This window comes from Rhodococcus sp. PSi06, assembly GCF_054960675.1.
Map to the genome: position 1 here is coordinate 23,489 of NZ_JBHNYO010000005.1, position 23,208 is coordinate 46,696.

The following is a 23,208-nucleotide window of genomic DNA, read 5'->3' on the forward strand; positions in this document are numbered from 1 at the left end:
TTCGAGGTGCTGCATCGGTGGGCTGCAGACCTGGCTCATCTACCGCTGCTGTCCGGCGCGGTGCCGACTGCTGCCTTGACCGTGGCGGCGGTGCTGTCGCTGGCGGCGATCGGTGCCGTCGTCGTACGGGTTCGGCGCGGGTCGAGGCCGGGCCCGGTGCTCGGTTCGCTCAGTGCCCTGGGGCTGCTGGCAGCGGTACTGGTGGCCGCAGCGGTAGTCACCAATCTGACCGTCACCCGGTATCCGACGGTGGCGCTCGCGCTGGGGCATCGACCGGTGGTCCCGGTCGAGGGCCACGGCAGACTGGTCGATCTCGAGGTGCCCGGCACGGTGTCGCACTTCGACGCGCGGCCCGCGACGATCTACCTCCCGGCCTCGTACGACCGCGGAGCAGACGACCTGCCGGTGTTGGTGTTGCTCACCGGGCAACCCGGTCACGTCGTCGACTGGGTCGAGGGTGGCCACCTGATGCAGACGATGGACGCGTATGCAGCCCGCCACGACGGTGCTGCGCCGATCGTCGTCGTGGCCGATGGCCTCGGCGACACCGAGGCCAATCCGATGTGCATGGATTCGAACCTCGGAAATGCGGCGACGTACCTCTCCGTCGACGTGCCGCAGTGGGTTCGGTCGAACTTCCGGGCGTCCTCGGATCCACGGGCCTGGGCGGTCGGCGGGTACTCCTACGGGGGAACCTGCGCCCTGCAGCTCGCGGTGACTGCACCGTCGGTGTTCCCGACGTTTCTCGATATCTCCGGGGAGGACGAGCAACGTCGCGGCACGAGAGCCGAATCGGTTGCCGCGGCGTTCGGAGCGGATACCCCCGCGAACGAGGAGCGGTTCGAGCGTGTCACGCCGCTGAACCTATTGTCGCGTCACAGTTTTCCCGATTCGGCCGGTGCCTTCGTCGCCGGGTCCGACGACGAAGAATTCAGGCCGCAAACCGAGCATGCCTTCGAGGCCGCCGCCGGCGCCGGTCTGGACGTGCACTACAGCGAGTTGCCCGGCGGACACTCGATGCAGGTGTGGGCTCCGGCCTTGGAGCAGGAGATGGACTGGCTCGGTGGACGATTGGGATTGCTCGACTGACTCCGTTGTCGGTGGCACCGGCCGGTCATCGGCACAGCGGCATGCTGGTGCCCTGGTCGATTCCGTATCTGTGTCCGTGGCCGGCCCCCACGTCGAGCGCCGCGGCAAGATCGACGGATGTCTGGACGAAGCTGACGAGCGGTAGCCACATCGGCGTCGGCGCATCGTGGTGGGTGGCCGGAGTGTCAGGAGCCGACCACAAGAGATCTGCAGACCAACGGACGACGGGGTCCGATGAATTGGCGAGGACTGTTGCGCGGTCGGTGTTCACGTCTCCGGCGGGCGGCCCTGCCCATACTGCTCCGCAGACGTGGGGGTTCGCCTCGAGAAGGGATGAATAGGCGTCGCTACCCGCTACCGCCCCCAGGCTCTGGCCGTACACGACGATCTGCGGAGGTGTCGATGTGTTGGCGGCCGCCTCGGCGACTGCGCGTGTGACGGCCTCGGCCGACCGGCGTGCATCGTCCTCGGCGAACAGGAACGTCGCCCAACTGGGCTTGTTCGAGTACTGCACTGCCACGGTCGCGACATCCCCGCCGAATCTGCTCTCGGCACCGGTGACCGCGTTCTCGTCCACCCAGCCCGATCCCGTCGGGATCGCGACGACCACCACGCTGCGATCGAATGCCCCTGCCCGTTCCATGTCCGCGACGGCCAACGCGACGCGCTGATCGAGCGTGGGTGCCGAGTCGAGTCCGACGTAGGTGCGCACGGTGCTGCGTACAGGGCCGCCGGACGCGAATTTTCTCCCCTCGTCACCCAGCGTGCCCCACGGAACGAGGGATCCGGGACCCCCTGATCTCGTCGTTGTATCAGGCGCGATCACCGAATCGTCCGAGACCGAGTTCGAGGCCGAGAAATGACGGGACACTGCCGACGGGAGCGCGGGCACGGCGAAAACGTACGACAGCACGGCGACGAGCGTGATCAGAACGATCGATCGCACACCGCCGAGCGCGGTGCAGGCCCGCCGGACTCCGAGACCGATTCCCCAGAGGGCGAGGGCGACGCACGCCGCTCCACCGATGGCGTCGACCGCGTAATGCCAGTCGACGGTGCGAGTGGCCATCGCGGATCGTATCTTGTTCTGCCACAGAATATTCGAGTACATCGCGGTGATCGAGATCAGCGTTCCAACGCCTACTGCCCAGGCTCGCGCACCGAACCCGGCAGGGTGGCGCGCGCCGAGCACGTTCCGGGCCAGCCATGCGACGGCGAGCGCGATCGCCGTCGATACGCCGATCAACAGTGCCTGGGTGACGGCCGGGCGGGGGAGCAGTGCAGGGGCCGACGCCATCGACACTGCAACTGTGAGCGCAATCGACGTTCCGATTCGCGGCAGCCGGATGCCCGTCGAGAGTGGCGGCGCAACTGTCGGGGCGGTATTGCCGACTCGTTCGGAGGATCCGGTGACCGAGGTGATCATGCGTGCGCGCCGATCTCGGGTACCGATACTCCTGTGCGGCGGAGGAATCGGCCGGCCAGAAGAGCAGAGAGCATTATCAGCACACCGGCTGCGCCGCCCAGCGTGATCGGCAGTGCGGGTTCGGCCACCGGTGCGCCGAACGACTGCCGCCAGGAATTGACGTCCACGGCCACCGCGGCCACCGACGCGGCGACGTCGCAGGCCCGGCGGGATCCATCGTCGGTTCGCTCGCTGCAGGCGGCGTGCATTCTGCGCTCCAACTGGGCGTCTATGGCTCGTCGCCACTGTGGGTCGACGGCCGTGCCCGTCGCGGCGGCGTACCGAATGAGGTCGTAACCCAGATCGTGAGCCTTGCAGGCGGATTCGAATTCCGGCGGCAGCGGCACGGGTGAGGAACAGTCCCCGTGGGGATTCTCGGCCATGTCGTCGAGCACGATCGGGCGGTACCTCAGCACCGAGGCGAAGTCGACGGGGATAGCTCGGGTCGCCTCGTCTGCCGGTTCGGTGACGAGCGCGTGCACGGCCGCCGCGACAGGGCCGGACCGGTCAGGGGCCGACGGTGGGTGCGAGGCGGCACCGGTGGTCGCAGTCACCGCTACCGTCGCAGCGGCGATGCACATCAGGATGCGAGAAGTGTTCCTGTTCATGGGTTTCGACGCTAAGGAGCGATATGCCCGACGAGCATCGCACCGAGGTCCCCGTTCTTCAACACCGGTGGGTGTCGGACTGCGACCGGCCCGATACTGCAGGTGCGGGCGGAACTGATACTCAGGTATGACGTCGTCGTCGGCACGTACTGCCTAGGCTCGGTTCGTGCGCAAGAACAGAGCAGGAGAATCGAAGCCCTCGGCGGCAAGGCGTCGGGTGCCGACACGAATTGCCGGTGTCCGTTCGGTCGACGTGCTGATCGTTGTCGTCGGTGCTGTGCTGTATTCCATCGCCTGGCCGACACTGCCGGTCACCCATCAGGTTTCGGCGCCGTTGATGCCCATCGTCGGTGCGCTCGCGGCGTTCCCGTTCGTGCTGATTCGAATCAATCCCGCGGTGGGGTGGGCGATCTCGGCTCTGGCGGCTCTGGTCGTTCCGGCAGCGTTCGACCGCACTCCGGGATACGACTACCCGTGGCAGGTCGTGCACATTCTCGTCCTGTTGGCGCTGTTGTTCGCGGTCGCTCTGCGGTCGCCGCCATCAGTGTTGTTGGTGGCCTGGTTGGCCAGCATGCTGGTGTTCTTCGCGTACATGCCGGGCTCGGATGGAGTCGGGTGGTCGGTCGGTCTGACGGCGGTCGTCGTGTTCGGACTGTTGATTCGCTGGCTCGTCCTCTCCCGCAGGCAACTTGCGCAACAGGAGGAGGTCAGCGAACTCGAGCGCACCAGGCGCACGATTCTCGAGGAGAAGGCGAAGATCGCTCGTGATCTGCACGACGTCGTCGCGCATCACATGTCCATGGTGGTTGTGCAGGCACAGAGTGCGCCGTATCGACTGGACGACGTCTCCGAGGCCGCCGCGTCGGAATTCGCGTCGATCGGTGCCACGGCGCGCGAGGCGCTGAACGAGATCAGGGGAATGCTCGGTGTACTCCGCAGCGATGGTCAGCAGTGGCAGGATGCGCCGGCACCGACAGCACTCGATCTCGAACGCACCCTCCATGCGAGCCGCAAGGCCGGTATGGAACTGCGCTGGAACATCACGGGTCCGGTCGAATTAATATCGGATACAACAGGTTTGACGCTGTACAGAATTCTCCAGGAGTCGCTGTCCAATGCTGCGCGACATTCGCCCGAGGCCGGCGTAATCGTGTATATCGCGGTCGATTCGACCGGCGTGGATATGACGGTGAGGAACGGCCCGTCACCGAACTCCGGTGTGGGACGACGAGCCGAATTCGATACCGGAGGACACGGGATCATGGGCATGCGCGAACGAGCGCAGGCGGCACACGGTCGGCTCCGAGCCGCCGCCCTGCCGGACGGCGGGTTCGAGGTGGCGGTACACGTCCCCCTGAGCATGCCGACGTCGACGGCACCGGTGACCACGGACGATCTCGCCTAGGCTGGCGAACGTGGTGACAACGGTCTTCATAGCCGACGACCAAGCGATGGTGCGGCAAGGGTTCGGTGCCCTCCTCGGCGCGCAGGCCGACATCTCGGTGATCGGGGATGCGGACAACGGGAGGACGGCGGTCAGCGAGGTGGCTCGCCTGCTGCCCGACGTGGTGCTGATGGACGTTCGAATGCCGGAGATGAACGGTCTCGATGCCGCACGAGCGATCCTCTCGGCGTCTCTCCCGACGCCGGTGCGCGTGCTGATGCTGACCACATTCGACATCGACGACTACGTCTACGAGGCGCTGGCGCTCGGCGCGAGCGGCTTTCTGCTCAAGGATGCGCCGGCAGAGGAGTTGATTCGAGGTGTGCGCGTCGTCGCCGCGGGTGAGGCCCTGCTGGCTCCGTCGGTGACCAGACGGCTGATCGCGGAGGTCACCGCCCGCCGCGGAGCGCGCCGTCACCCGTCGCCGCGTCTGAGCGATCTGACTCCCCGCGAACGCGAGGTGCTCGAACTCATCGCCACCGGTATGTCCAACTCCGAGATCGCGGGCTCGCTGTTCCTGGCCGAACAGACCGTCAAAACCCATGTGGGCAAGGTTCTGGCCAAGCTCGGTCTGCGCGATCGTGCCCAGGCTGTCGTGCTGGCCTACGAGACCGGTGTCGTGACGCCGAAGTGAGCTGCGGGCGGTACCGGCGCGCGCAGCACCCCGCACCCGATTAGGCTGACGACCGTCATTGCGTCACGGATCTGCAAGCAGAGAGGCGAAAATCGATGCGCATCGGAGTTCTGACCGGAGGCGGCGATTGCCCAGGGCTCAATGCGGTGATCCGAGCAGTGGTTCGTACCGCCGATGCGCGGTACGGCTCCACGGTCGTCGGTTTCCAGGACGGCTGGCGCGGCCTTCTCGAGGACCGTCGCGTGCAGCTGCGCAACGACGATCGCAACGACCGGTTGCTCACCAAGGGTGGCACCATGCTCGGCACCGCGCGCACCAATCCGGATGTGCTGCGCGCCGGGCTCGATCGGGTCAAGCAGACCCTCGAAGACAACGGTATCGACGTGTTGATTCCGATCGGGGGCGAAGGAACCCTGACTGCGGCCGCGTGGTTGTCGGAAGAGGGAGTGCCGGTGGTCGGGGTGCCCAAGACCATCGACAACGACATCGATTGCACCGACGTCACATTCGGCTTCGACACGGCACTGACGATCGCCACCGACGCGATCGACCGTTTGCACAGCACGGCCGAGTCCCATCAGCGGGTGATGCTCGTCGAGGTGATGGGCCGGCACGCGGGGTGGATCGCGTTGCACGCCGGGTTGGCGTCGGGTTCGCACATGACGCTCATCCCGGAGCATCCGTTCGATGTCGAGGAAGTCTGCACTCTGGTACGCAAGCGTTTTCAGCGTGGAGATTCGCACTTCATCTGTGTCGTGGCCGAAGGGGCCAAGCCCATCGAGGGTTCGATGCAACTGCTCGACGGCGGTATCGACGAGTTCGGTCACGTTCGGTTCACCGGAGTCGCTCATCAGCTCGGCGTCGAGATCGAACGCCGCATCAACAAGGAAGTTCGCACCACGGTCCTCGGACATGTCCAGCGCGGCGGAACTCCCACTCCCTACGACCGCGTGCTCGCCACGCGATTCGGTGTCAACGCCACCGACGCGGCGCATTCCGGAGACTTCGGAAAGATGGTCTCGCTGCGCGGTGCCGAGATCGGCCTGGTGTCCTTGGCCGAGGCGACCAAGCAACTCAAGCGCGTACCGCAGACCAGATACGACGACGCCGCCGCGTTCTTCGGCTGAAACCCGGTCGCCCGAGGTCCAGACCTCATGTCCGGCGTCATCACACGGTCATCGACAGTCTGTGCTCATCGGTGTACCTCGCCCGTGCACGGTCACCGGTACACGTGGTTACTCACGCGTCGTGGGCAATGCATAAACTACGAGCCATGACTGCTGCAACCGTCGATCTGATCGATTACGACGATGTGCTCGCCACGTTCGACCCCGTGTTGGGCATGGAGGTCCACGTGGAGTTGGGTACCGAGACCAAGATGTTCTGTGGTTGCCCCACCGCGTTCGGTGCCGAGCCCAACACGCAGGTGTGCCCGGTGTGCCTGAGCCTTCCCGGAGCGCTTCCGGTGGTCAATGCCGCTGCCGTGGAATCCGCGATCCGGATCGGGTTGGCGCTCAATTGCTCGATCACTCCATGGGGTCGGTTCGCGCGCAAGAACTACTTCTATCCGGATCAGCCGAAGAACTATCAGATTTCGCAGTACGACGAGCCCATCGCCACCGAGGGTTACCTCGACGTTCTGCTCGACGACGGCAGTACCTTCCGCGTCGAGATCGAGCGCGCTCATATGGAAGAGGACACCGGCAAGTCGACGCACGTCGGGGGAGCGACCGGCCGGATCGAGGGGGCGTCGCACTCGCTGCTCGACTACAACCGTGCCGGTGTGCCGTTGGTGGAAATCGTGACGAAGACGATCACCGGGACCGGTGCGCGTGCGCCCGAGGTCGCGCGTGCGTACGTCACCGCACTCCGGGATCTGTTGAAGTCGTTGAACGTCTCCGACGTCCGGATGGATCAGGGTTCGCTGCGCTGTGACGCGAACGTGTCGCTGATGAAGAAGACGGCGACGGAATTCGGCACCCGCACCGAGACGAAGAACGTCAACTCGCTCAAGAGCGTCGAGGTTGCCGTTCGATACGAGATGCGCCGTCAGGCAGCGGTTCTCGAATCCGGTGGTGAGGTGACGCAGGAAACGCGGCACTTTCAGGAATCGGACGGCACCACCACCCCCGGCCGTAAGAAAGAGACCGCGGAGGACTACCGGTACTTCCCCGAGCCCGATCTTGCACCCGTCGCTCCGGACGCGGCGTGGATCGAGGAGCTGCGCGGCACCCTGCCCGAGCTTCCGTGGTTGCGACGCGGCCGAATCCAGAAGGACTGGGGCGTCTCCGACGAGGAGATGCGAGACCTGGTGAACTCGGGCGCGCTCGAGCTCGTTGCGGCAACGGTGGATGCAGGTGCGTCACCGCAGGCTGCTCGGTCCTGGTGGGTGTCCTACCTGTCTCAGCAGGCCAATGTTGCCGGTGTCGAGCTGGCCGATCTGGCGATCACTCCGGCCCAGGTGGCGGAAGTGGCCGCATTGGTCGCCGACGGCAAGCTCAACAACAACGGCGCCCGTCAGGTGGTGGACGGGGTTCTCGCCGGCGAGGGCGAGCCGGCCCAGGTCATGTCCGACCGAAACCTCGTGTTGGAGAAGGACGACACCAAGTTGCAAGCTGCCGTCGACGAGGCACTTGCGGCCAATCCCGGTGTGGTGGAGAAGATCCGGAGTGGCAAGGTTCAAGCCGCCGGTGCGATCGTGGGTGCGGTGATGAAGGCGACGCGCGGTCAAGCCGACGCGGCCCGTGTCAAGGAGCTCGTTCTCGAGGCCTGCGGCCAGTCCTGATCTTCGAAAACAACTGCGGCCGAGCGCAATCGCGCTCGGCCGCAGTCGTGTATCGATCAGTCGTTACCGCCTCCGCCGCCGCCGGGGAAGGGCACCTTGACGACTCGGTCGTCGGTGGGGCCGGGCTCCGCGCCGTTCTTGTTCACCGTGCCCACCAGGATCTGGCCGTCGGCCGAGCTCGTTGCTCCGTTCAGTTGCCCATAGCGGTCCTGAATCAGCAGAGTCGGCTCGGCCGAGACGGCCCCTGTGGTCGCGTCGGTGGTCAGCGCCGCAACAGCTTTCGCGGTCGTGAGTGCTACGGCCACTCCGCCGTCGCCTGCTGCGCATCCGGCGACGCCGGGGCGATCCGGCCACGTCCATACCGGGGAGAACACCGCGCCCAGTTTGTCGATGCGTTGCAAGCGGTCTTCGATCGCGGTGCGGTCGGTGACGTAGATGTTTCCGGCACCGTCCGTGCATACGTCGCCTGCCGTCCCGATTCCGCTCAGTGCGATCTGCGGACGTGGGGGATCGGCTGTCGGTGACAACGACGTCACCCGTAACAGCTTGCCGGACAGTGAATCCGGACTCAGGGCTGCGGCCGGATCACCGTTGTCACCGGTGAGGACGAGCAGCTCGGTCGGGGTGTAGAAATCGATCGATCCACGATTGCCCGTCGCGCCGCGCGGGATTCCGGTCACGATGTCCTTGGGGACGTCGCCGGGAGCGAGCCGAACCACTCTGGTGTCCGATGTCGTGGTGACGAGAGCGTAGAGGAGTTTGTCTTCGGCGTACGTCGGAGAGAGCGCGATGTCGAGCAGACCGCCGTCGCCGGTGCCGTCGACTGCTATCCGGGCCACTTCGGTTGGCGTCCGCCCGGCCGCGACCTCCATGATGCGACCGGTTCGACGCTCGGCGACCAGCGCGCTCTGTCCGTCCGGCAGGGCGACGAGGCCGCCGGTGGTGTCAAGACATGTCGCGATGACCGACGGGTCGGGATCGACGCAGGGGCCCGACGGCGGAGGCGGAGCATTCGGATCCGACGACGGCGGTGCCTCACTGGGGGTCGTGGGTTTCAACTCGGCGGCACCGACCTCGGGTGCAGGAGTGAACGGCGACGAATTCGAGTCGTCGAATCGGGCGCACCCGGCGAGCATGGCGGCCGTCATGGACAGTGCGACGACGACGGTAGTGGCGCTTCGAGGTGACGCTCGGACCGGCTTCATCCTTCGAACGGTACGCAGCAGCGGCGCGGACTCGCCACGCGGCCATGAAGGGGATCGGCGTGTATCGGCTCTACTCTGGAGGGGTGACCGATACACCGCGCGACCCCAACCGGCCGGATCAGTCGTACGAACCGGCCGAGAGCCCGTACGACAACCCCACCGAACAGATCCCACCCTCGCGCTCTGCGTCCGGTACAACTGCGGCGGGCAGCTCCGGCTCACCGACTGCTGCGTTCGGTGCCCAGCGTTCGGACCGACTGCCTCGGACCGACGACGAGCTCGACTTCCCGTACTCGACGACGTCCGATGCGCGTTCGACCGAAGCGCGTTCGAGCGAAGTACGTTCTTCCGATGCCAGGTCGACCGACGCGCAACCGACCGAGAAGATTCAGGCCTTTCGGCCGTCGGCGTATGCGGATTCGTCCTCCACCGGCGCGTCTGCAGCCGACAGCACGTCCTCGGCCGCATATTCCGACCACTCCACCGAGTACCTCGGCACGTCGGCGGGTGCAGGTGCCGCTGCGTCCGGGGCGGCAGTCGCGGACCGATCCGAGGTTCGGACCGAGACCGTCGAGGTTTCTGCGCGACGTGGGACCGCCGATCTCGGACTGTTCGTACTGCGCGTGACGATCGGAGCGGTGTTTCTCGGGCACGGGCTGCAGAAGCTCGTCGGATTGTGGAACGGTCCCGGCCTCGACGGATTTCAGAAGCTACTGGAGCAGGACGGCTTTCGCTATCCGGAGATCTTGGCCATCGCGGCCGCCGCAGGGGAGACTCTGGGCGGCGCGCTGCTGATCCTGGGACTGGCGACACCGTTGGGCGGTGCGGCAGTGTTGGCCACCATCATCAACGCCTGGTGCTTCAAGCAGGCCGCCGAGCCGGGGTTGCAGTTCTCCGGTGAAACCGGCGTGGAGTACGAGACGGTTCTGGGCTTCGCGGCCGCGGCCATCATCCTCACCGGACCCGGAAAGATCGCGTTCGACGGCCGCCGCGGCTGGGCGACCCGCCCGCGTATCGGATCGTTCCTCGCGCTCGCGATAGGAATCGCTGCGGGCGTATGCATCTGGATCTTCCTCAACGGGGCGAACCCGGTCGTTCGCTGATCCAGTCGAGACGACCATGTGAGCGGTTCCTCGTAGCAGGCTACGAGGAACCGCTCACATGTTTTTCGGTCTGGTCAGGGCACGTAGCGCACAGCACCCTTGTCCGCGGATGTCGCCAAGGCTGCGTAGGCCCGTAGCGCCGTGGTGACAGTTCGTTGACGGTCCACCGGTTGCCACGGCCGCTCGGACGCATTCATCTTCGCGCGACGTGTCTCGAGCGTCTCGTCGTCGACGAGGATCTCGAGGGTGCGCGAGGCAACGTCGATACGAACCTGGTCGCCGTTCTCGACGAGCCCGATGACTCCGCCGGCGGCGGCTTCGGGGGAGATGTGGCCGATGGACAGGCCGGAGGTGCCGCCGGAGAAGCGTCCGTCGGTGACGAGCGCGCAGACCTTGCCCAGGCCGGCCCCCTTGAGAAACGCGGTCGGGTGCAGCATCTCCTGCATTCCCGGTCCGCCCTTGGGTCCTTCGTACCGCACGACGAGCACGTCGCCGGGCTGAATCTTTTTCTGCAGGATGGCCGAGACGGCTTCTTCCTGGGATTCGACGACCAATGCCGGCCCCTGGAACGAGAAGAGATCCTCGTCGATGCCTGCGGTCTTGAGGATCGCTCCGTCGATGGCAATGTTGCCCCGCAGCACCACCAGGCCACCCTCGACCGTGTACGCGTGTTCGAGGTCGCGGATGCAACCGCCTGCGGCGTCGGTGTCGAGCGACGACCAACGATTACTGGTGGAGAAAGGCTCGACCGTGCGGACGCCGCCAGGAGCTGCGTGGAAGAGCTCGAGCGCTTCCTCGGATGCCGCCCCGGACCGGATGTCCCAGGTGTCGAGCCACTCGTCGAAGCTCTTGGTGTGCACCGTCGAGACATCGGTTTCGAGCAGATTCGCTCGCCGCAGCTCACCCAGCAGCGCCGGAATTCCGCCGGCGCGATGCACGTCTTCCATGTGGTAATCGGAATTGGGAGAGACCTTCGCCAGGCACGGCACCTTACGGCTGATGGCGTCGATGGTGTCGAGGTCGAAATCGACCTCGCCCTCCTGCGCGGCGGCGAGCGTGTGCAACACGGTGTTGGTGGATCCGCCCATTGCGACGTCCAGCGCCATTGCGTTGCGGAATGCCGCTGGGGTGGCGATGTTGCGGGGAAGTACCGACTCGTCCTCGTCCCGGTAGTACTTGAGCGCTGCCTCGACGATGGTGGTGCCGGCGCGGGTGAACAAGGCACGGCGGGCCTCGTGGGTAGCCAACGTCGAGCCGTTGCCGGGCAACGCCAGTCCGAGCGCTTCGGTGAGGCAGTTCATCGAATTCGCAGTGAACATTCCCGAGCAGGACCCGCACGTCGGGCACGCACTGCGCTCGACCTCGTCGAGGCCCTCCTCGGACACCGCGTCGTTGGCACTGGCGGAGATCGCGGTGATGAGGTCGGTCGGTGCCTGCGCGACGCCGCCGACGACGACGGCCTTACCTGCCTCCATCGGTCCGCCCGAGACGAAGACTGCCGGGATGTTCAGGCGCATCGCGGCATTGAGCATGCCGGGGGTGATCTTGTCGCAGTTTGAGATGCACACCAGCGCGTCGGCGGTGTGGGCATTGGCCATGTATTCGACGGAATCGGCGATGATCTCGCGGCTGGGCAGCGAGTAAAGCATGCCGCCGTGACCCATGGCGATGCCGTCGTCGACGGCGATCGTGTGGAACTCACGAGGGACCCCGCCGGCCGCGCGGACGGCGTCGGCGACGATCTCGCCGACGTTCTTCAGATGGACGTGGCCCGGTACGAACTGGGTGTACGAGTTCGCGATGGCGACGATCGGTTTACCGAAATCCGAATCGGTCATTCCGGTGGCGCGCCAGAGCGAGCGTGCGCCCGCAGCATTGCGTCCGACTGTGGTGACCCGTGAGCGTAGCGGCGGCATATGCGTAGTCCTCGTTCGTTGCAGCGGTTTCTCGCATCGAAGAGGCTACTCGCCGTCGACTACTGCTCTTTCGACGCCTGCTCGCCGTCGTCCTCGGCTTCCGCTCGAGCCTGCTCCTCGGCCGCCGCGGCCGCAGCGTAGGGGTCGGTGATGCGGCCACCGCTGGCCGCGGCGAGTTGGGGGAGTAGATCGAACCGCACCAGGGGCAGCGACTTCTCGGTCTTGTCGGTCAGGACCACGCGGGCCCAGCGGCGATCCGGAAAGTGCAGACCCGTCACCGAACTCCACTCGATCACGTCCGAGCCCACGAACCGTCGAGCGGTGATCGCGTCGGGGGTGACCACCGTGCGCACTCGAAGGACCCACACGAACGCGACGATGGGCAGGATCAGCAGCCAGCCGAGAGCAGCGGGCCAGCTGAACGCGGGCAGCGCGGTGCTGAACAACAGCAGGGCCACGCCGATCAGCGCAAGACGCGGTAGCCGAATGACCTGCGTGGTCGACGGTTGCCGACCCTCGGCACCGTTCGGTGCGTCGGGGACAGTGTGGGATGATGGCCGAGGTGGTTCGGACTGCTGCGGAGACGACACCCATTCATCTTCGCATTGCATCTACGCGATCTCACATAATGGGATTGCGTCGTGACGAGTTTGACTCTTCCCTGTGCGCGCGCCTACCGTCGAGCGCGTGAAGCGGAATTGGATACTCGTAATCGGCCGGCGCGTCAACGCCTGAGCCGGTTGTTCAAACTCGCATCGACGCGCCACCCTCGTACAGCTCACGCTGACGGGGGTTTTTTCTTGCCCAGAGATCGCCCAGCAATTTCACATTCCTGAGGAAGCAATCAGTGAGCGCACCAACCGCACGCCCGGGGCCCACGACTCGTAAGTCGGGGCCGGCCGCAAGCCCGTCGACCAGCAGCCCGTCCGCAGAAGCGGCGACCAACGGATCGCGACGTCACGTCGCGCCCGAGAAGGTCACCGGCGCACAGTCGGTCGTTCGAGCCCTCGAAGAACTCGACGTCGACACCGTATTCGGCATTCCCGGTGGCGCGGTTCTCCCCGTCTACGACCCGCTCTTCGACTCCGTCAAGGTGCGCCATGTGCTGGTGCGCCACGAGCAGGGGGCAGGCCACGCCGCAACCGGCTACGCCCAGGCCACCGGCCGGGTGGGTGTCTGTATGGCGACGTCCGGTCCGGGCGCGACCAACTTGGTCACCCCTTTGGCCGATGCGCAGATGGACTCGGTTCCCATCGTCGCGATCACCGGTCAGGTCGCACGCAGCCTCATCGGTACCGACGGTTTCCAGGAAGCCGACATCTCGGGCATCACGATGCCCATCACCAAGCACAACTTCCTGATCACCGACGGCGCGGACATTCCGCGGATCATGGCGGAGGCGTTCTACATCGCCGCGTCGGGTCGTCCCGGTGCTGTCCTCGTCGACATCCCGAAGGACGTGCTGCAGGCGCAGACCACGTTCTCGTGGCCGCCGGAAATGCGTCTGCCCGGCTACCGCCCGGTCACCAAGCCGCACGGCAAGCAGGTTCGTGAGGCAGCGCGCTACATCGCCGATGCCAAGCAGCCGGTGCTGTACGTCGGCGGTGGAGTCATCAAGGCCAACGCTTCGGCAGAACTGCTCGAGCTCGCGGAACTGACCGGCATCCCGGTCGTCACCACGCTGATGGCGCGCGGGGCTTTTCCCGATACCCACCAGCTGAACCTGGGCATGCCCGGTATGCACGGCACCGTCGCCGCGGTCGCAGCGCTGCAGCGCAGCGACCTGCTGATCACGCTCGGTGCCCGATTCGACGACCGCGTCACCGGTCAGCTCTCGTCCTTCGCGCCCGACGCCAAGGTGATCCACGCCGACATCGACCCGGCCGAGATCGGTAAGAACCGGTACGCGGACGTGCCGATCGTGGGCGACTGCGGCGAGGTCATCACCGAGCTGATCGAGGCTCTGCGGGCCGATCGCGCCACCGGAACGACTCTCGACCTCGAGCAGTGGTGGGTCTACCTCGATGGCATCCGCAAGACGTACCCGCTGAGCTACGACCGTCCCTCGGACGGTGCGATGTCTCCCGAGTTCGTCATCTCCTCGGTGGGCAAGTTCGCCGGACCCGACGCGATCTACTGCGCGGGTGTCGGCCAGCACCAGATGTGGGCAGCGCAGTTCATCAACTACGAAAAGCCTCGAACATGGCTCAACTCCGGTGGATTGGGCACGATGGGCTACGCGGTGCCGGCGGCGATGGGTGCCAAGATGGGTCTGCCCGACGCCGAGGTGTGGGCCATCGACGGTGACGGCTGCTTCCAGATGACCAACCAGGAGCTTGCCACCTGCGCGGTCGAGGGCATCCCGATCAAGGTCGCGCTCATCAACAACGGCAACCTCGGCATGGTCCGCCAGTGGCAGACCCTGTTCTACGAGGAGCGCTACTCCAACACCAATCTCGGAACTCACGGCGCGGTGCGCATTCCCGACTTCGTCAAGCTGGCCGAGGCGCTCGGTTGCGTCGGCTTGCGGTGCGAGCGCGAGGAAGACGTCGATGCGGTGATCGCTCAGGCGCGTGCCATCAACGATCGCCCGGTCGTCATCGACTTCATCGTCGGTGCCGACGCGCAGGTGTGGCCGATGGTGGCCGCGGGAACCGGCAACGACGAGATCATGGCCGCCCGCGGTATCCGTCCCCTGTTCGACGACGACGAAGCCGAAGGCGTCGAGCCCGCGGTGATCGACGAGGCAATGGCCCGCGAGCAGGCGCACGGCGCGCAGCGTGCCAACGGTGCATCGACCGACGATGTGAAAGGCAGCGACAAGTGAGCACGAGCCATACCCTCAGCGTTCTCGTCGAGGACAAGCCAGGTGTGCTGGCGCGCGTGGCCGCGTTGTTCTCGCGCCGCGGCTTCAACATCTCCTCACTCGCCGTCGGCGGTACGGAGATTCCCGATATCTCGCGCATGACGATCGTGGTGACAGTCGACGAGTTCCCGCTCGAGCAGGTGACCAAGCAGCTCAACAAGCTCATCAACGTCATCAAGATCGTCGAGCAGGACGACGATTCGTCGGTGGCCCGTGAGCTGGTGCTGATCAAGGTTCGTGCCGACGCGAGCGTTCGCAGCGAGGTCATCGAAACTGTGAATCTGTTCCGCGCCAAGGTCATCGACGTCTCGCCCGAGGCGGTGACGGTCGAAGCGACAGGCACGCGCTCCAAGCTCGACGCGTTGCTGAAGATGTTGGACCCCTATGGAATTCGAGAAATAGTTCAGTCGGGAGTCGTTGCCGTCGGACGTGGACCGAAATCGATCACTGCGTCGCGATAGCGGCCCCGGTGACGAACATGCGTAAAACCCAAGAGGAAAGGTAACAACCAGTGGCAGTCGAGATGTTCTACGACGACGATGCTGATCTGTCGATCATCCAGGGCCGCAAGGTCGCTGTGATCGGCTACGGAAGCCAGGGCCACGCGCACTCGCTGAGCCTGCGCGACTCCGGCGTCGATGTTCGCATCGGCCTGGCGGCGGGCTCGAAGTCCCGCGCCAAGGCGGAGGAGCAGGGCCTGAAGGTCGGAACGCCCGCAGAGGTGTCCGAGTGGGCCGACGTGATCATGGTGCTCGCACCCGATACCGCTCAGGCCAAGATCTTCTCCGAGGAGATCGAGCCCAACCTGAAGGACGGCGACGCGCTGTTCTTCGGCCACGGCCTCAACATCCACTTCGACCTGATCAAGGCTCCGGAGTTCGTGACCGTCGGCATGGTTGCCCCCAAGGGTCCCGGCCACCTCGTGCGTCGCCAGTTCGTCGACGGCAAGGGCGTTCCCGCGCTCATCGCCATCGATCAGGACCCGAAGGGCGAGGGCCAGGCGCTCGCGCTGTCGTGGGCCAAGGGCATCGGCGGCACCCGCGCAGGCGTCATCAAGACCACGTTCAAGGAAGAGACCGAGACCGACCTGTTCGGTGAGCAGGCCGTGCTGTGCGGCGGCACCGAAGAACTGGTCAAGACGGGCTTCGAGGTCATGGTCGAGGCCGGCTACGCGCCCGAGATGGCCTACTTCGAGGTGCTGCACGAGCTCAAGCTCATCGTCGACCTGATGTACGAGGGCGGCATCGCTCGCATGAACTACTCGGTGTCCGACACCGCGGAGTTCGGCGGCTACCTCTCGGGACCGCGCGTCATCGACGCCGGCACCAAGGAGCGCATGAAGGCCATTCTGGCCGACATCCAGTCGGGTGAGTTCACTCGTCGCCTGGTCGCCAACGTCGAGAACGGCAACACCGAGCTAGAAGGCCTGCGCAAGGCCAACGCCGAGCACCCCATCGAGGTCACCGGCAAGAAGCTGCGCGACCTCATGAGCTGGGTCGATCGCCCCATCACCGAAACGGCATGATTTTCGTCGAATCGCGTTCGTACGCACGCTGATCCGAAGGGCACCGCTACACAGGTGGCGGTGCCCTTCGGTGCGTGGCCGACGGTGGCGTCGCAGTTCGGCATCACCGGCCACTAAACTGTTTCTGCTGCACCAGCTCCGAATTTTTACCGTCAACCGACTCGAACCGACTTAGGGAGTTCTTCACGTGAGCCAGCCAGGCCGTCCTGTCGTACTGATCGCCGACAAACTTGCGCAGTCCACCGTCGAGGCACTGGGTGACGGCGTCGAGGTCCGTTGGGTCGACGGCCCGGATCGTCCGGCACTGCTCGCCGCGGTTCCCGAGGCCGATGCCATCCTCGTGCGGTCCGCGACCACGGTCGACGCCGAGGTGCTCGCTGCCGGGACCAATCTCAAGATCGTTGCCCGCGCCGGTGTCGGCCTGGACAACGTCGACGTACCCGCAGCCACCGAGCGCGGCGTCCTCGTCGTCAACGCACCGACCTCGAACATCCACACCGCTGCCGAGCACGCCGTCACGTTGCTCCTCGCGGCCGCGCGCCAGATTCCCGCCGCCGACGCCACACTGCGTCAGCACGAGTGGAAGCGCAGCAAGTTCAACGGTGTCGAGATCTTCGGCAAGACCGTCGGCGTAGTGGGACTCGGCCGCATCGGCCAGCTCTTCGCGCAGCGCCTGGCCGCGTTCGAGACCCACATCATCGCCTACGACCCCTACGTCTCGGCAGCACGCGCGGCCCAGCTCGGTATCGAACTCGTGAGCCTGGACGAGCTGCTCGAGCGTGCCGACATGTTCTCGGTGCATCTGCCGAAAACGCCGGAGACCAAGGGCATCATCGGCAAGGAAGCCCTCGCCAAGACCAAGCCCGGCGTCATCGTCGTCAACGCTGCCCGCGGTGGTCTGGTCGACGAGCAGGCGCTCGCCGACGCCATCACCTCCGGTCACGTGTTCGCCGCAGGCATCGACGTGTACGCCTCCGAGCCGTGCACCGACAGCCCGCTGTTCGAGCTGCCGCAGGTCGTTGTCACCCCGCACCTCGGGGCGTCGACCACCGAGGCTCAGGATCGTGCAGGCACCGATGTCGCCAAGTCCGTGTTGCTCGCTCTCGCAGGTGAATTCGTGCCCGACGCGGTCAACGTCAAGGGCGGAGCCGTCGGCGAAGAGGTGTCGCCGTGGCTCGAGATCGTGCGTAAGCAGGGTGTCCTGTTGGGTGCGCTGTCCACCGAGCTGCCCGCCTCGCTGTCGGTCGACGTCCGCGGCGAGCTCGCCGCCGAGGACGTCGAGATCCTCAAGCTGTCGGCGTTGCGGGGTCTGTTCTCCGCCGTCATCGAGGACTCGGTCACCTTCGTCAACGCTCCCTCGCTCGCCGAGGAACGCGGCGTCACCGCCGAGGTCACCACGGCGTCGGAGAGCGAGAATCACCGTAGCGTCGTCGACGTCCGGGCCGTGTACGGCGACGGAACGGTCCTCAACGTGGCCGGCACTCTCACCGGTACGACGCAGGTGGAAAAGATCGTCAACATCAACGGTCGTAACTTCGACCTGCGCGCCGAGGGCAAGAACCTCATCGTCAACTACGCGGATCAGCCCGGCAGCCTCGGCCGGATCGGCACGCTGCTCGGCGACGCCGGCATCGACATTCAAGCTGCTGCGTTGAGCCAGGACTCCGAGGGTGACGGCGCAACGATTCTGTTGCGTGTCGACAAGGACGTGCCGGCAGAGCTCAGCGCCAGTATTGCAACCGCGGTGGGTGCCTCCACCATCGAGCTGGTCGACCTGTCCTGATCGATCGAAGTCGATCGGACCGAAGTTCACGAACTACGAGGAGTGAGATGAAGCTGGCCGTCATCGCCGGGGACGGAATCGGACCCGAGGTCGTCGCCGAGGCGCTTGCCGTGCTCGACGTGGTAGTGCCGGGCACCGAAAAGACCGAGTACGACCTCGGTGCGCGCCGCTACAACGCCACCGGGGAGCTGCTGCCGGACTCGGTGTTGGCGGAACTGCGTGAGCACGACGCAATTCTGTTGGGAGCCATCGGTGATCCGTCGGTACCCAGTGGTGTGCTCGAACGCGGGCTGCTGCTGCGTGCTCGATTCGCGCTCGATCACCACATCAATCTGCGGCCGGCCAAGTTGTATCCCGGAGTCGTCGGCCCGTTGGCCGGCGACAAGGAGATCGACGTCGTCGTAGTTCGCGAGGGCACCGAAGGTCCGTACACCGGAAACGGCGGCGCGCTCAGGGTCGGTACGCCGCACGAGGTGGCCACCGAGGTCAGCGTCAACACTCGCTACGGCGTGGAGCGGGTGGTGCGCAACGGTTTCGAGCGGGCGATGACCCGTAGGAAGCACCTGACGCTGTTGCACAAGACCAATGTGCTGACGTTCGCGGGCAGTCTGTGGTCACGCACGGTCGAGGCAGTGTCGCTGGAGTTTCCGGATGTGGAGGTCGCGTATCAGCACATCGATGCCGCGATGATCCACCTCGTCACCGATCCCGGCCGGTTCGACGTGATCGTCACCGACAACCTGTTCGGCGACATCGTGACCGACCTGTCGGCTGCCGTCACCGGCGGAATCGGTTTGGCTGCCAGTGGAAACATCGACGCCACCGGTACCAACCCGAGCATGTTCGAGCCGGTTCACGGGAGCGCGCCCGATATCGCCGGGCAGCAGAAGGCCGACCCGACGGCCGCGATCCTGTCGGTGTCACTGCTACTGGCACACCTCGGCGACGAGGCGAACGCGGCACGGGTCGAGGCTGCTGTCGCAGCGGATCTCGCCGAGCGTGGAACCACGACGGCGTCGACGAAAGAGATCGGCGCGCGAATCGCCGGTCGCCTGTAACTCGAACTCCACGAGATGCCACGGAAGGGCCGACGGCCCTCCGTGGCATCTCGTCTGTCATGGGCCGGTCATCGTTTGGCGTGGTCCGCACTCTCGTCGGCTCTCTCGTCCGAGGGCTCGGTGGCCGGATCGTCGGGGACGATCGGTACGGAGAGCGCGGGGAAGATTGCCGACACCAGGAACGCGACGGGGAAGCTGATCGCCGCGATGGCCCCGAACACCGGCGGCACTGCCGATGCGAACACGTACTGACTCGTGTTCTGCACCCCGAGGGCACGTCCACTCCAGTACGGTCCCGAAATCTCTGCGACAGCGGTGAAGGCAAGCCCGTTCGGGGCAACGGTGGCAACGGACGCGACGACGAGGAGAACGATCGCGGCGGGGGAGTCGAACCAGTCGGCAATTCCCAGTCCGATCATGGCTGCGGTGGCAGTCAGTGCGACCCACCGAAGCGGCCGCATGCGACTGCCGACGCGATCGGACAGTGCGCCGACGCTCATTCGGCCGAGTGCACCGAGAATCTGCGTCACCGTGACGAGGACGCCTGCCGCCGCAGCCGTCCATCCTCGGTCGGTCATCAGCCACACGAGCGCAAAAGTCCAGACCACGTATTGCGGCACCACCAACAGGATGGACGTGGCGTGAATGCGCCACAGTTGGCTGCTGCCTCGGTAGGGATTGTCGAGCAAACCCTGCTCGGCCGCGTCGATGCGATTCGGACGGGGAGGGTCGACGACCAACAGGCACAGAAGGGCCGCGCTCGCGCACACGGTAGCGGGAACCAGCAGTGCCGCGCCGACGCCGTGATCTCGGGCGATCGGCGGGATGGTCAGTGCGGCAATGGCAACGCCCAGCGGCACCGACATCTGCCTGATCCCCATCGCAAGCCCGCGGCGATGCGGGGGGAACCATCCCACGACGACGCGTCCGCTCGCGCTGTTCGCACTGGCGGCCGCCATACCGCCGATCAACAGAAAGACGGCCAGGACGGGAATGGACGTGGTGACCACCGCGGCGATGCTCGCGGCCGCGGTGAGCCCGAGTCCGATCACCAGGACGAGTCGTTCGCCGATGCGGTCGACCAGCACGCCCCATGCGATGAGGGTCGACATGATGCCGACGGTGGGCATCGCGACGACGAAGCCTGCGCTCGCGAGGCTCAGCCCTCGGTCGTCGTGCAGTGACGGAATGAGAAATGCAGCACCGTTGATGAAGACGGCCCCTGCGGTCTGCGCAAGCATTCCGAGTACGAGCATGAACCAACGCCGTGTCTCACCGATGTCGGCCCGCTGCTTCGTGACGTTCATGTCGCCTCTGTTCTCACTATATGGAACGTAAATCTTGGTATATGGATCTTGCACGGAACTTTACACCGGCGAAAGATCGGCGGATCGGATGGCGTCGATGTACGAGTTACGACGGTCGATAGACTTCCGGCATGCGTCTCGGTCGAATTGCAAGTCCTGATGGTGTGGCATTCGTGAGTATCGAAGGTGAGGGTGACTCGCAGACTGCGAAGGAAATCGCCGAACATCCCTTCGGCACACCCACGTTCACGGGTCGGTCGTGGCCACTGGCCGACGTACGACTGCTGGCACCGATTCTCGCCAGCAAGGTCATCGCCATCGGCAAGAACTACGCCGCACATGCCGCCGAGATGGGTGGTGAGGCACCGAAGGACCCCGTGATCTTCATCAAGCCGAACACCTCCATCGTCGGCCCGGGTGCCGCCATCGTGCTGCCACCGTCGTCCAACGAGGTGCACTACGAGGGTGAACTGGCCATCGTCATCGGTCGTCCGTGCAAGGACGTTCCCGCGTCCAAGGCGTACGAGGTGGTACTCGGCTACACCGTCGCCAACGACGTGTCGGCCCGCGACCACCAGAAGAACGACGGGCAGTGGACTCGTGCGAAGGGGCACGACACCTTCTGCCCACTGGGGCCGTGGATCGAGACCTCCCTCGACCCGACCGATCTGGAGATCAAGACCGAGGTCGACGGCGTCGTCAAGCAACGGAGTCGGACTTCGCTTCTGCTGCACGACATTCCGAAGATCATCGAATGGGTGTCCGCGGTCATGACGCTGCTTCCCGGCGACGTCATCCTCACCGGAACCCCCGAGGGAGTGGGACCCATCACCGACGGTGACAGCGTGTCGATCACCGTCGAGGGAATCGGTACCCTGACCAACCCCGTCGCAGCGAAGAAGTAGGACAACGATGACCACTCCAGCAGACGTACGCGTTCGGTTCTGCCCGTCTCCCACCGGAACCCCGCACGTCGGGTTGATCCGAACAGCGCTGTTCAACTGGGCTTTCGCCAGGCACCACGGCGGCACGTTCGTCTTCCGCATCGAGGACACCGACGCCGCACGCGACTCCGAGGAGTCCTACGCCGCGCTGCTCGACGCCTTGCGTTGGCTCGGCCTCGACTGGGACGAAGGCCCCGAGGTGGGTGGACCGTACGAGCCCTACCGTCAATCGTTGCGACGCGACCAGCACGTGGCCGTCGTCCAGCAACTGCTCGATGCAGGCGAAGCCTACGAATCGTTCTCCACACCCGAGGAAGTCGAAGCTCGGCACAAGAGCGCCGGGCGCGATCCCAAGCTCGGTTACGACAACTTCGATCGCGATCTCACTCCGGAGCAGCGACAGGGCTTCGTGGACGAGGGCCGTAAAGCCGTGGTTCGCCTGCGCATGCCCGATCACGATCTGACGTGGAACGACCTCGTGCGCGGCGAGACCACCTTCAAGGCAGGGACCGTCCCGGACTTCGCGCTGACCCGCGGCAACGGAGTTCCGTTGTACACGTTGGTCAATCCCGTCGACGACGCACTGATGAAGATCACCCATGTGCTGCGCGGCGAGGATCTGCTGTCGTCGACGCCGCGCCAACTTGCCCTCTACGAGGCGCTGATCCGTATCGGCGTGGCCGATCGCACCCCGGAGTTCGGGCATCTGCCGTTCGTCATGGGTCAGGGCAACAAGAAGCTGTCCAAGCGCGATCCCGAAGCCGATCTCTTCATCCACCGCGATCGGGGATTCATCCCCGAAGGGTTGCTGAACTACCTCGCGCTTCTCGGGTGGGGTATCTCCGACGACCACGACGTCTTCTCGCTCGACGAGATGGTGGCGGCGTTCGAGATCTCGTCGGTCAATTCCAATCCGGCACGCTTCGATCAGAAGAAGGCCGACGCGATCAACGCCGAGCACATCAGATTGCTGGCGCCCGACGACTTCGCAGCGCGGCTCCGTCGGTACCTGGTCGCGCGGGGGCATCTCACCGAGCCGGTCGACGAGAAGACATTCGCTGTTGCAGCCGAGCTCGTGCAGACCCGCATCGTGGTGCTGTCGGATGCGTGGGGACTGCTGAAGTTCCTGTTCGTCGACGAGGCCGACTTCGAGATCGATCCCGCCGCTGCGGCCAAGAACCTCGGGCCCGATGCGGCACCCGTTCTCGACGCGGCCATCGACGCGTTGACGTCGCTGGACACGTGGACCACAGCCGACGTGGAGGCGGCTCTCAAAGACGCGTTGATCGAGAAGCTGGAACTGAAGCCGCGCAAGGCTTTTGCGCCGGTGCGAGTGGGAGTGACAGGGTCGCACATCAGCCCGCCGCTCTACGAGTCCATGGAACTGCTCGGCCGCGAAAGAACCCTCGCGCGCCTCGCTGCTGCGCGCACTGCTATCGCGTGACGACAGTTCGCCGCGGATCGTCACGGTCGGTC

19 protein-coding genes are annotated in these 23,208 nt (G+C 65.5%); 13 read left to right on the top strand and 6 right to left on the bottom strand.

The genetic code is table 11. From position 1 onward, the window contains the following. Window positions 1-6 precede the first annotated feature (6 nt). Window positions 7-1,089: an alpha/beta hydrolase gene (locus ACFI9K_RS08215; protein WP_462663047.1), complete on the top strand. Its 1,083-nt coding sequence runs from the start codon at window positions 7-9 to the stop codon at window positions 1,087-1,089. A gap of 25 nt (window positions 1,090-1,114) precedes the next feature. Here ACFI9K_RS08215 and ACFI9K_RS08220 read toward each other — a convergent pair whose 3' ends face one another. Then, window positions 1,115-2,515: an alpha/beta-hydrolase family protein gene (locus ACFI9K_RS08220; RefSeq protein ID WP_462663048.1), complete on the bottom strand. Its 1,401-nt coding sequence runs from the start codon at window positions 2,513-2,515 to the stop codon at window positions 1,115-1,117. Then, the gene (locus ACFI9K_RS08225) at window positions 2,512-3,162 is read right to left on the bottom strand and encodes a hypothetical protein (protein WP_462663049.1); all 651 of its coding nucleotides are present in this window, start codon (window positions 3,160-3,162) and stop codon (window positions 2,512-2,514) included. The genes ACFI9K_RS08220 and ACFI9K_RS08225 overlap by 4 nt, the downstream gene beginning before the upstream one ends. A gap of 166 nt (window positions 3,163-3,328) precedes the next feature. Here ACFI9K_RS08225 and ACFI9K_RS08230 point away from each other — a divergent pair, with 166 nt between their 5' ends. The 4 genes from ACFI9K_RS08230 (at window position 3,329) to gatB (ending at window position 8,025) form a co-directional block, all read left to right on the top strand. Continuing rightward, window positions 3,329-4,567 carry a sensor histidine kinase gene (locus ACFI9K_RS08230; protein WP_462663050.1) on the top strand — a complete coding sequence of 413 codons (1,239 nt, stop codon included), beginning with the start codon at window positions 3,329-3,331 and terminating at the stop codon, window positions 4,565-4,567. Between the two features lie 10 nt (window positions 4,568-4,577). Continuing rightward, the gene (locus tag ACFI9K_RS08235) at window positions 4,578-5,240 is read left to right on the top strand and encodes a response regulator (protein WP_462663051.1); all 663 of its coding nucleotides are present in this window, start codon (window positions 4,578-4,580) and stop codon (window positions 5,238-5,240) included. Between the two features lie 95 nt (window positions 5,241-5,335). Beyond that, window positions 5,336-6,367, top strand: coding sequence for an ATP-dependent 6-phosphofructokinase (locus ACFI9K_RS08240; RefSeq protein WP_462663052.1), 1,032 nt, complete (start codon window positions 5,336-5,338; stop codon window positions 6,365-6,367). A 146-nt stretch (window positions 6,368-6,513) separates the two neighbouring features. Further along, entirely contained in the window at window positions 6,514-8,025 is a 1,512-nt protein-coding gene (gatB, locus tag ACFI9K_RS08245) for an Asp-tRNA(Asn)/Glu-tRNA(Gln) amidotransferase subunit GatB (RefSeq protein WP_462663053.1), read from the top strand. Between the two features lie 56 nt (window positions 8,026-8,081). Here the strand turns inward: gatB and ACFI9K_RS08250 are convergent, their stop codons facing one another. Next, window positions 8,082-9,230, bottom strand: coding sequence for a PQQ-dependent sugar dehydrogenase (locus tag ACFI9K_RS08250; RefSeq protein WP_462663054.1), 1,149 nt, complete (start codon window positions 9,228-9,230; stop codon window positions 8,082-8,084). A gap of 83 nt (window positions 9,231-9,313) precedes the next feature. Between ACFI9K_RS08250 and ACFI9K_RS08255 the strand changes: the two genes are divergently transcribed. Then, window positions 9,314-10,333: a DoxX family protein gene (locus tag ACFI9K_RS08255; protein WP_462663055.1), complete on the top strand. Its 1,020-nt coding sequence runs from the start codon at window positions 9,314-9,316 to the stop codon at window positions 10,331-10,333. A gap of 74 nt (window positions 10,334-10,407) precedes the next feature. Here the strand turns inward: ACFI9K_RS08255 and ilvD are convergent, their stop codons facing one another. Further along, the gene (gene ilvD, locus ACFI9K_RS08260) at window positions 10,408-12,249 is read right to left on the bottom strand and encodes a dihydroxy-acid dehydratase (RefSeq protein WP_462663056.1); all 1,842 of its coding nucleotides are present in this window, start codon (window positions 12,247-12,249) and stop codon (window positions 10,408-10,410) included. Window positions 12,250-12,308: 59 nt separating this feature from the next. Further along, window positions 12,309-12,860: a PH domain-containing protein gene (locus ACFI9K_RS08265; RefSeq protein ID WP_462663057.1), complete on the bottom strand. Its 552-nt coding sequence runs from the start codon at window positions 12,858-12,860 to the stop codon at window positions 12,309-12,311. 236 nt (window positions 12,861-13,096) lie between these two features. Between ACFI9K_RS08265 and ACFI9K_RS08270 the strand changes: the two genes are divergently transcribed. The 5 genes from ACFI9K_RS08270 to ACFI9K_RS08290 all read left to right on the top strand — a co-directional run bounded on the left by ACFI9K_RS08270 (window position 13,097) and on the right by ACFI9K_RS08290 (window position 19,481). Beyond that, window positions 13,097-15,076: an acetolactate synthase large subunit gene (locus ACFI9K_RS08270; RefSeq protein WP_462663058.1), complete on the top strand. Its 1,980-nt coding sequence runs from the start codon at window positions 13,097-13,099 to the stop codon at window positions 15,074-15,076. Then, window positions 15,073-15,576, top strand: a complete 504-nt coding sequence (gene ilvN / locus ACFI9K_RS08275) for an acetolactate synthase small subunit (protein WP_008717436.1) — start codon at window positions 15,073-15,075, stop codon at window positions 15,574-15,576. The genes ACFI9K_RS08270 and ilvN overlap by 4 nt, the downstream gene beginning before the upstream one ends. Window positions 15,577-15,638: 62 nt before the next feature. Next, a complete protein-coding gene (gene ilvC / locus ACFI9K_RS08280; protein WP_170944858.1) occupies window positions 15,639-16,640 on the top strand; it encodes a ketol-acid reductoisomerase in 1,002 nt (333 codons plus the stop codon). A 187-nt stretch (window positions 16,641-16,827) separates the two neighbouring features. Continuing rightward, complete coding sequence (serA, locus tag ACFI9K_RS08285; protein ID WP_462663059.1) at window positions 16,828-18,423, top strand: phosphoglycerate dehydrogenase; 1,596 nt, start codon at window positions 16,828-16,830, stop codon at window positions 18,421-18,423. A 47-nt stretch (window positions 18,424-18,470) separates the two neighbouring features. Continuing rightward, entirely contained in the window at window positions 18,471-19,481 is a 1,011-nt protein-coding gene (locus ACFI9K_RS08290) for a 3-isopropylmalate dehydrogenase (RefSeq protein ID WP_462663060.1), read from the top strand. A gap of 68 nt (window positions 19,482-19,549) precedes the next feature. On the opposite strand, the gene ACFI9K_RS08295 is transcribed toward ACFI9K_RS08290, so the two are convergent. Then, the gene (locus tag ACFI9K_RS08295; protein ID WP_462663061.1) at window positions 19,550-20,788 is read right to left on the bottom strand and encodes an MFS transporter; all 1,239 of its coding nucleotides are present in this window, start codon (window positions 20,786-20,788) and stop codon (window positions 19,550-19,552) included. A gap of 131 nt (window positions 20,789-20,919) precedes the next feature. On the opposite strand from ACFI9K_RS08295, the gene ACFI9K_RS08300 reads away from it, so the two are divergent. After that, window positions 20,920-21,693 (top strand): fumarylacetoacetate hydrolase family protein, encoded by a 774-nt coding sequence (locus ACFI9K_RS08300; protein WP_222093117.1) that lies wholly within the window; start codon window positions 20,920-20,922, stop codon window positions 21,691-21,693. A gap of 7 nt (window positions 21,694-21,700) precedes the next feature. Then, a complete protein-coding gene (gene gltX, locus ACFI9K_RS08305) occupies window positions 21,701-23,176 on the top strand; it encodes a glutamate--tRNA ligase (RefSeq protein ID WP_462663062.1) in 1,476 nt (491 codons plus the stop codon). The last annotated feature ends 32 nt before the right edge of the window (window positions 23,177-23,208 follow it).